Origin of the sequence: Enterococcus sp. AZ179, assembly GCF_050498885.1 — a bacterium.
Classification (GTDB): Bacteria; Bacillota; Bacilli; order Lactobacillales; family Enterococcaceae; genus Enterococcus_D; species Enterococcus_D entomosocium.
Window position 1 is genome coordinate 1083733 of sequence record NZ_JBMHEO010000001.1, and the last position, 6268, is coordinate 1090000.

General features: G+C 47.5%; 5 protein-coding genes, 11 tRNA genes and 1 riboswitch (1 of these 17 cut by a window edge). Of the genes, 2 read left to right on the top strand and 14 right to left on the bottom strand.

The window, feature by feature from the left end:
* Window positions 1–14 precede the first annotated feature (14 nt).
* Window positions 15–998, top strand: coding sequence for a TIGR01212 family radical SAM protein (locus tag IGI88_RS05125; RefSeq protein ID WP_016613000.1), 984 nt, complete (start codon window positions 15–17; stop codon window positions 996–998).
* Window positions 973–1551 (top strand): tRNA (mnm(5)s(2)U34)-methyltransferase, encoded by a 579-nt coding sequence (locus IGI88_RS05130; RefSeq protein WP_005233365.1) that lies wholly within the window; start codon window positions 973–975, stop codon window positions 1549–1551. Before IGI88_RS05125 ends, IGI88_RS05130 begins: the two co-directional genes overlap by 26 nt.
* A 24-nt stretch (window positions 1552–1575) precedes the next feature.
* Here the strand turns inward: IGI88_RS05130 and IGI88_RS05135 are convergent, their stop codons facing one another.
* The 14 genes from IGI88_RS05135 to IGI88_RS05200 all read right to left on the bottom strand — a co-directional run.
* The gene (locus tag IGI88_RS05135; protein WP_005227672.1) at window positions 1576–2355 is read right to left on the bottom strand and encodes an alpha/beta hydrolase; all 780 of its coding nucleotides are present in this window, start codon (window positions 2353–2355) and stop codon (window positions 1576–1578) included.
* Window positions 2356–2377: 22 nt separating this feature from the next.
* A complete protein-coding gene (locus IGI88_RS05140) occupies window positions 2378–3835 on the bottom strand; it encodes an MDR family MFS transporter (protein ID WP_086298745.1) in 1458 nt (485 codons plus the stop codon).
* Window positions 3836–3901: 66 nt separating this feature from the next.
* Window positions 3902–5086: a methionine adenosyltransferase gene (gene metK, locus IGI88_RS05145; protein WP_060792588.1), complete on the bottom strand. Its 1185-nt coding sequence runs from the start codon at window positions 5084–5086 to the stop codon at window positions 3902–3904.
* Window positions 5084–5165, bottom strand: a riboswitch (SMK box riboswitch). Its footprint overlaps the gene before it by 3 nt.
* A 91-nt stretch (window positions 5166–5256) precedes the next feature.
* A tRNA-Glu gene (locus tag IGI88_RS05150) sits at window positions 5257–5328 on the bottom strand.
* A 15-nt stretch (window positions 5329–5343) separates the two neighbouring features.
* A tRNA-Ile gene (locus IGI88_RS05155) sits at window positions 5344–5417 on the bottom strand.
* A 16-nt stretch (window positions 5418–5433) separates the two neighbouring features.
* Window positions 5434–5504 (bottom strand) — tRNA-Gly (locus IGI88_RS05160).
* Between the two features lie 7 nt (window positions 5505–5511).
* Window positions 5512–5584: transfer RNA gene (locus IGI88_RS05165), tRNA-Phe, on the bottom strand.
* Between the two features lie 8 nt (window positions 5585–5592).
* Window positions 5593–5666, bottom strand: a tRNA-Asp gene (locus tag IGI88_RS05170).
* Window positions 5667–5705: 39 nt separating this feature from the next.
* A tRNA-Met gene (locus IGI88_RS05175) sits at window positions 5706–5779 on the bottom strand.
* 66 nt (window positions 5780–5845) lie between these two features.
* Window positions 5846–5935: transfer RNA gene (locus IGI88_RS05180), tRNA-Ser, on the bottom strand.
* A gap of 12 nt (window positions 5936–5947) precedes the next feature.
* Window positions 5948–6019 (bottom strand) — tRNA-Glu (locus IGI88_RS05185).
* Window positions 6020–6029: 10 nt separating this feature from the next.
* Window positions 6030–6117: transfer RNA gene (locus IGI88_RS05190), tRNA-Ser, on the bottom strand.
* Window positions 6118–6138: 21 nt separating this feature from the next.
* Window positions 6139–6212, bottom strand: a tRNA-Ile gene (locus IGI88_RS05195).
* Between the two features lie 17 nt (window positions 6213–6229).
* Window positions 6230–6268, bottom strand: a tRNA-Gly gene (locus IGI88_RS05200); it runs 32 nt beyond the window's last position.

The window sequence follows — 6268 nt, forward strand, 5'->3', positions numbered from 1 at the left end:
AAGAAGGTAAAAAAATGAATCCATTTCCTTATGCAGAAGATAAAAACAAACGATACCATTCATGGAACTTTGCTTTGCGGCAAGAATTTGGCGAAAAAATCTTTAAAGTTCCCATCGATGCGGGCTTCGACTGCCCCAATCGTGACGGCACCGTTGCCAAAGGCGGCTGTACATTTTGCAGTGTGTCCGGCTCTGGCGATATGATCGTAGCACCTGAAGCCCCGTTACCAGAGCAGTTTGAAAAAGAGATCGCCATGATGCACAAAAAGTGGCCGCAAGTGGACAAATACATTGTCTATTTTCAAAATTTTACGAACACCCACGCACCGGTGGCAGTGATCCGCGAGCGCTTCGAGCAAGTACTGACACTACCTGGTGTTGTCGGGATCTCCATTGGGACCCGACCAGACTGCTTACCAGCAGATGTCGTTGACTATCTGGCAGAGCTCAATCAACGCTTTTATTTATGGGTCGAATTAGGACTGCAAACGACGTTTGAAACCACGAGCAATGCCATCAACCGCGCCCATGATTATCAAACCTACTTAGACGGCGTCGCCAGCCTGCGCAAACACAATATTCGTGTCTGTACCCATTTGATCAATGGCCTGCCAGGCGAGACGATCGAGATGATGCAAGAAAACGTCCGCCGCACCATTCAAGATTCTGATATCCAAGGCATCAAACTGCACCTGCTGCATTTGATGCGCAATACTCGGATGCTGCGGGATTATCATGAGGGACGTTTGCAATTGATGCGGCGCGATACCTATGTGTCATTGATCTGCGATCAGTTAGAAATGATCCCCCCAGAGATCATCATTCATCGCTTGACAGGCGATGCACCATGGGATTCTCTGGTAGGTCCAATGTGGAGTTTGAAAAAATGGGAAGTCTTGAATGAGATCGATCAAGAAATGCTACGCCGCAACTCCTATCAAGGGAAATTCAACGTGCGAAAGGAGCTTGTCAATGCTTCCGACCGCCATGCGCTATAGCCACACCCTTTTAAAAGAAGTTGTGCAACCGGGACATACCGCTGTTGATGCCACGATGGGCAACGGCTTTGACACGGAATTACTGGCTTCCTTAGTTGGGCCGACTGGTCAGGTGTTTGCTTTTGATATTCAAGAACAAGCCCTCCAAGCCACCAAAAAACGTTTGACTGAAAAAGAGCTGTTGCCGCAAGTTCAGCTGATCCATCAAGGCCATGAGACGTTGGCAGATGTTGTGAGTGGTCCAGTTCACGCCGCCATTTTCAATTTAGGCTACTTGCCGAAAGGGGACAAAGCGATCATCACGCTGCCTGATACAACGAAAACGGCTTTAGAAGCTTTACTGACACGTTTAGTCCCGAAAGGTAGAATCATCCTCGTCTGCTATTATGGACACGCTGGCGGCGAAGCAGAGCTGAAAGAAGTCCACTCCTTTTGTCAGCAGCTGCCGCAAGAGGAATATAATGTCCTTTCCTATCAATTTATCAATCAGCGCAACCAGCCGCCGATCTTATTTTGTATCGAACGAAAAAACCATCAGTCCTCGGCACGTTAAGGTGTCGATCGACTGATGGTTTTTTTATTCACTAAAAAGCCATTGCAGGACTCGTTGGATCCATTGATCCCAAAAATTCCAATCATGATCCCCAGTTCCCGATTCAAACGTTACGGCTAGTTTGCGTTTTTGCAGCTTATCCACCGCATATTCACTTGCCGGATACAGCTGATCCTCGGTTCCGCAGCTAATAAAAAAGCGCGGCGCTGTGCTTGGATCGATGGTCTCAATCAGATGGATCAAATCATTTTCTGACCCTTTGAATTGCTCTAATGGTCCAAAAATTCCTTCCCAATAAGCTTGGCTTCGCAGCTGCAGCAAGGAATCCATGCTTTCAGCCAGCGCTAATGCCCCAGACAAAGACGCTACCGCCGCAAACTGGTCAGGCTTTCTCAGCCCGAGTTTTACTGCCCCATATCCCCCCATCGAAAGCCCAGCCGCAAAAGTTTTTTCTCGTTTTTGCGTCAGCTGAGGAAACAGCTCATGGCAAATCTGTGGTAATTCTTCGGCGATAAAAGTCCAATACTTCATCTCATAGGTCGTATCGGTATACCACCCCAGATCAGTAGACGGCATGATGACCGCTAGTTGATACTCTGCGGCATACCGCTCGATCGACGTCCGTCGCTGCCAAACACTATGATTTCCGTTCATCCCATGCAATAAATAAAGCACCGGGAGATCTGTGCCCGTCGATTGGCTTTGGGTGCCGATTTTTTTCTTGGTACTTTGAGGCAAGATCACATCGATCATTACCTCCATTTCAAGAACATTTGAATAGATATTTGCTTGTAAAAAAGCCATACAATCACCTGCGATCCTTTTTTTATATTGTACCAGATTCTCGCGAAATCGTGCGGGTCAAACCAATCGCTAAAACAATCAACAAAACACCGATCCCAAAAACCCAGTGTAGACCGCTATAAAGAATCTCCCGTAATTGCCCTAATAAGGCTGTTGGCAGCTGACGCGCGGCGGCTGGATCTACCAGCTGATTCATGACACTGCTATCAGTGACTTGCGCCTGTGCCAAGCCCACGCTATTGCTGGTGTTTAAAACGATACCGAAGACCGCCACCATAATGGTTTGCCCGATCGTTCGCAGCAGGGTATTAAAAGAAGTCGCCACGCCGACTTGGGTGGGTGCAACGCTGGTTTGGGCAGTAACGGTACAAACCACCATCGTTGCCCCTAATCCGACGCCCGTAATAGAAGAAATGACCAAGAACAACCAGAATGAAGTCTGTGCCGGTGTCAAAAACAACCACAAAGCACCGGTAGCCGTGATCAACAAGCTAACCGTCAAGACCCAGCTGACACTGTGCTGTGTCAACCAACGGCTGGCTAAGAAGGAACCAATCATCCATAAAATCGACAACGGTGCCAACACAAGGCCGCCAATCCCCGCACTCATGCCTAAGACCCCTTGCATCCACATTGGGATATAAACATCGATCCCCATCAGGAAGCCGCTAGCCAAAGCTGCTACGATGTTGACCACCACAAACAATTTTGAGTGGAACAGCTTCAGATCAATAATCGGATCTGCTGCTTTTTTCTCCACACGAATGAAGCCGATAAACGTGAGGACAGAAAAAACGAACAGACCGATAACAGGCAGACTTACCCCATAATCTCCAAGCAATTGGAAGCCTAGCAGGAGCCCTACTAACGTCAACATCAACAAGAGACTGCCTGCATAATCAATGTTGACTGCAGCAAAGGCCTTTTTTTCTTCATGAAAATAAAACCAAATCAAAGCGATCAACCCTAATCCGATGGGCACGTTGATAAAGAAGATCCAATGCCACCCGATCGTATCTACGATCAATCCACCGGCTAAGGGACCAACGACACTGGCGATCCCCCAAGCAGTGCTATTGAGCCCTAAGACTTTCGCCCGCTTTTCAACGGGATACAGGTCCGCAATGATCGTTAGGGCAACGGGCATCATGGCCCCTGCGCCTAATCCTTGCAATGCTCTGGCAATGATCAACGTCAACATTGTGTTGGCCATCCCACAAAACGCCGACCCGATAATAAACAGCAGCGTACCAAATAGAAAGACTGGTTTGCGGCCGATATTATCGGCAAACTTGCCGTAAATCGGGGTCAACATCGCACTGGTCAAAAGATAGATCGAGAAGACCCAGTTCATGATCTCGATTCCTTTCAATGAACTAACGATGGTAGGCATCGCTGTCGTAATGATCGTTCCTTCGATCGCGGTCATAAACGTTGCGACAAAGACCGCAATAGTGACTAATTTTACATTGGTTCGCATGTAACTCCTCCTTTTACTCCAAAAAAAAGAACCCCTATTGATAGTCATCAATAGAGGTCGCCTCTTTTAATCCTTCACACTTGCCAAAAGTGCCGCCACCTTGTCGGTGCGTTCCCATGGCAAATCGATATCTGTACGACCGAAATGTCCGTAAGCGGCAGTCTGACGATAAATCGGACGGCGCAAATCTAACATTTCAATAATTCCTGCTGGTCGCAAATCAAAGTTTTCTCGTACCGCTTGGATCAAGCGCTCGTTGCTGACGGTTCCGGTACCAAAAGTGTTGATGCTGATCGACACGGGTTGTGCCACACCGATCGCATAGGCTAATTGGACTTCCACTTTTTTGGCTAGCTTTGCTGCTACGATGTTTTTGGCAATGTAGCGAGCCGCATAGCTGGCTGAACGGTCAACTTTGGTTGCGTCTTTTCCAGAAAACGCACCGCCACCATGACGAGCATAGCCGCCATAAGTATCAACGATGATTTTTCTGCCTGTCAAACCGGCATCCCCTTGAGGACCGCCGATCACAAAACGACCAGTAGGATTAATATAATATTTTGTCTGCTCGTCTAAAAGATCGGCAGGAATCACTTCTTTGATCACTTTTTCAATGACATCACGGTGGATCATTTCATTATCAGCCGCATCATCATGCTGGGTACTAATAACGACGGTGTCCACTCTTTGTGGTTGATCGTTATCATCATATTCAACAGTTACTTGCGATTTTGCATCTGGACGCAAGTAGCTTAGTTCATTGTTTTTACGCAACTCTGCTAAACGACGGACTAACCGATGACTCAATGCGATTGGTAAAGGCATCAATTCAGGTGTTTCATCAACGGCAAAACCAAACATCAAGCCTTGGTCACCGGCACCGATATCTTCTTTATCCGTTTCTCCGCGACTTTCTAAAGCATCGTCAACGCCTTGAGCGATATCTGGTGATTGCTCATCGATCGCTACTAAAACAGCAACCGTATCGCCGTCAAAGCCGAATTTTGCTCGTGTATAGCCGATTTCTTTGATGGTTTCACGGACGACTTTTTGGATATCTACGTAAGCAGAAGTAGAAATTTCTCCAAAAACTAAAACCAATCCGGTGGTAACTGACGTTTCACAAGCAACCCGAGCCATTGGATCTTCGGCAAGCAACGCATCTAAGATGGCATCACTGATTTGGTCGGCTACTTTGTCTGGGTGTCCTTCTGATACGGACTCTGATGTAAATAAGTGTTTCTCTGTCATTTTTGTATTCCCCCTAATATATGTTTCGGTTACAAGGCATCTTCGCAGCTGCGAATCCTTTCGGGAACTTGCAACGGACTGATTATAACAAATTTTGACCCTTCGTAGTTGAAAAATGATAAAAAAGATCATTTTTGGGTAATAAAAAAACACTCTCAAGAGTGTTTGCATGATCCGTACGGGATTCGAACCCGTGTTACCGCCGTGAAAGGGCGGTGTCTTAACCGCTTGACCAACGGACCAGTTTGAAAATGTAATGGGCCTAAATGGACTCGAACCATCGACCTCACGCTTATCAGGCGTGCGCTCTAACCAGCTGAGCTATAGGCCCCAAATAAAAAATGCAAAGCGGGTGACGAGAATCGAACTCGCGACAACAGCTTGGAAGGCTGTAGTTTTACCACTAAACTACACCCGCATTCCTATGGCGCGGGACAGAATCGAACTGCCGACACATGGAGCTTCAATCCATTGCTCTACCAACTGAGCTACCGAGCCAAAAACAACGGTCTGGACGGGACTCGAACCCGCGACCTCCTGCGTGACAGGCAGGCATTCTAACCAACTGAACTACCAAACCAGAAGCTTTGTATTGCTGCTTTGCCGTTAAACAAAGCGATTGCGGGAGCAGGATTTGAACCTACGACCTTCGGGTTATGAGCCCGACGAGCTACCAGACTGCTCCATCCCGCGATAAGTAATTACTTTTCAGTAATTAAAGGACTGTGATTCTTTTGCTCGCAACAAAAGAGACAGTTAAGGAGGATAAGGGATTCGAACCCTTGCACGGTTTTACCCGCCTGACGGTTTTCAAGACCGTTCCCTTCAGCCGGACTTGGGTAATCCTCCAAAAGTAACAAATGATCCGTACGGGATTCGAACCCGTGTTACCGCCGTGAAAGGGCGGTGTCTTAACCACTTGACCAACGGACCAATAAAAAAACGGAGAAGGAGGGATTTGAACCCTCGCGCCGGTTTCCCGACCTACACCCTTAGCAGGGGCGCCTCTTCAGCCACTTGAGTACTTCCCCAAATGTATGACTACATTTTGATGGGCCTAAATGGACTCGAACCATCGACCTCACGCTTATCAGGCGTGCGCTCTAACCAGCTGAGCTATAGGCCCCAAAAAATAAAAGCTAAAGCGGGTGACGAGAATCGAACTCGCGACAACAGCTTGGA

What these genes read in the sequence shown, in the direction of transcription:
- IGI88_RS05125 (WP_016613000.1), top strand. Translation starts at nt 15, where the DNA reads ATGAATCCATTTCCTTATGCAGAAGATAAAAACAAACGATACCATTCA.
- IGI88_RS05140 (WP_086298745.1), bottom strand. Translation starts at nt 3,835, where the DNA reads ATGCGAACCAATGTAAAATTAGTCACTATTGCGGTCTTTGTCGCAACG.
- IGI88_RS05130 (WP_005233365.1), top strand. Translation starts at nt 973, where the DNA reads ATGCTTCCGACCGCCATGCGCTATAGCCACACCCTTTTAAAAGAAGTT.
- metK (WP_060792588.1), bottom strand. Translation starts at nt 5,086, where the DNA reads ATGACAGAGAAACACTTATTTACATCAGAGTCCGTATCAGAAGGACAC.
- IGI88_RS05135 (WP_005227672.1), bottom strand. Translation starts at nt 2,355, where the DNA reads ATGGCTTTTTTACAAGCAAATATCTATTCAAATGTTCTTGAAATGGAG.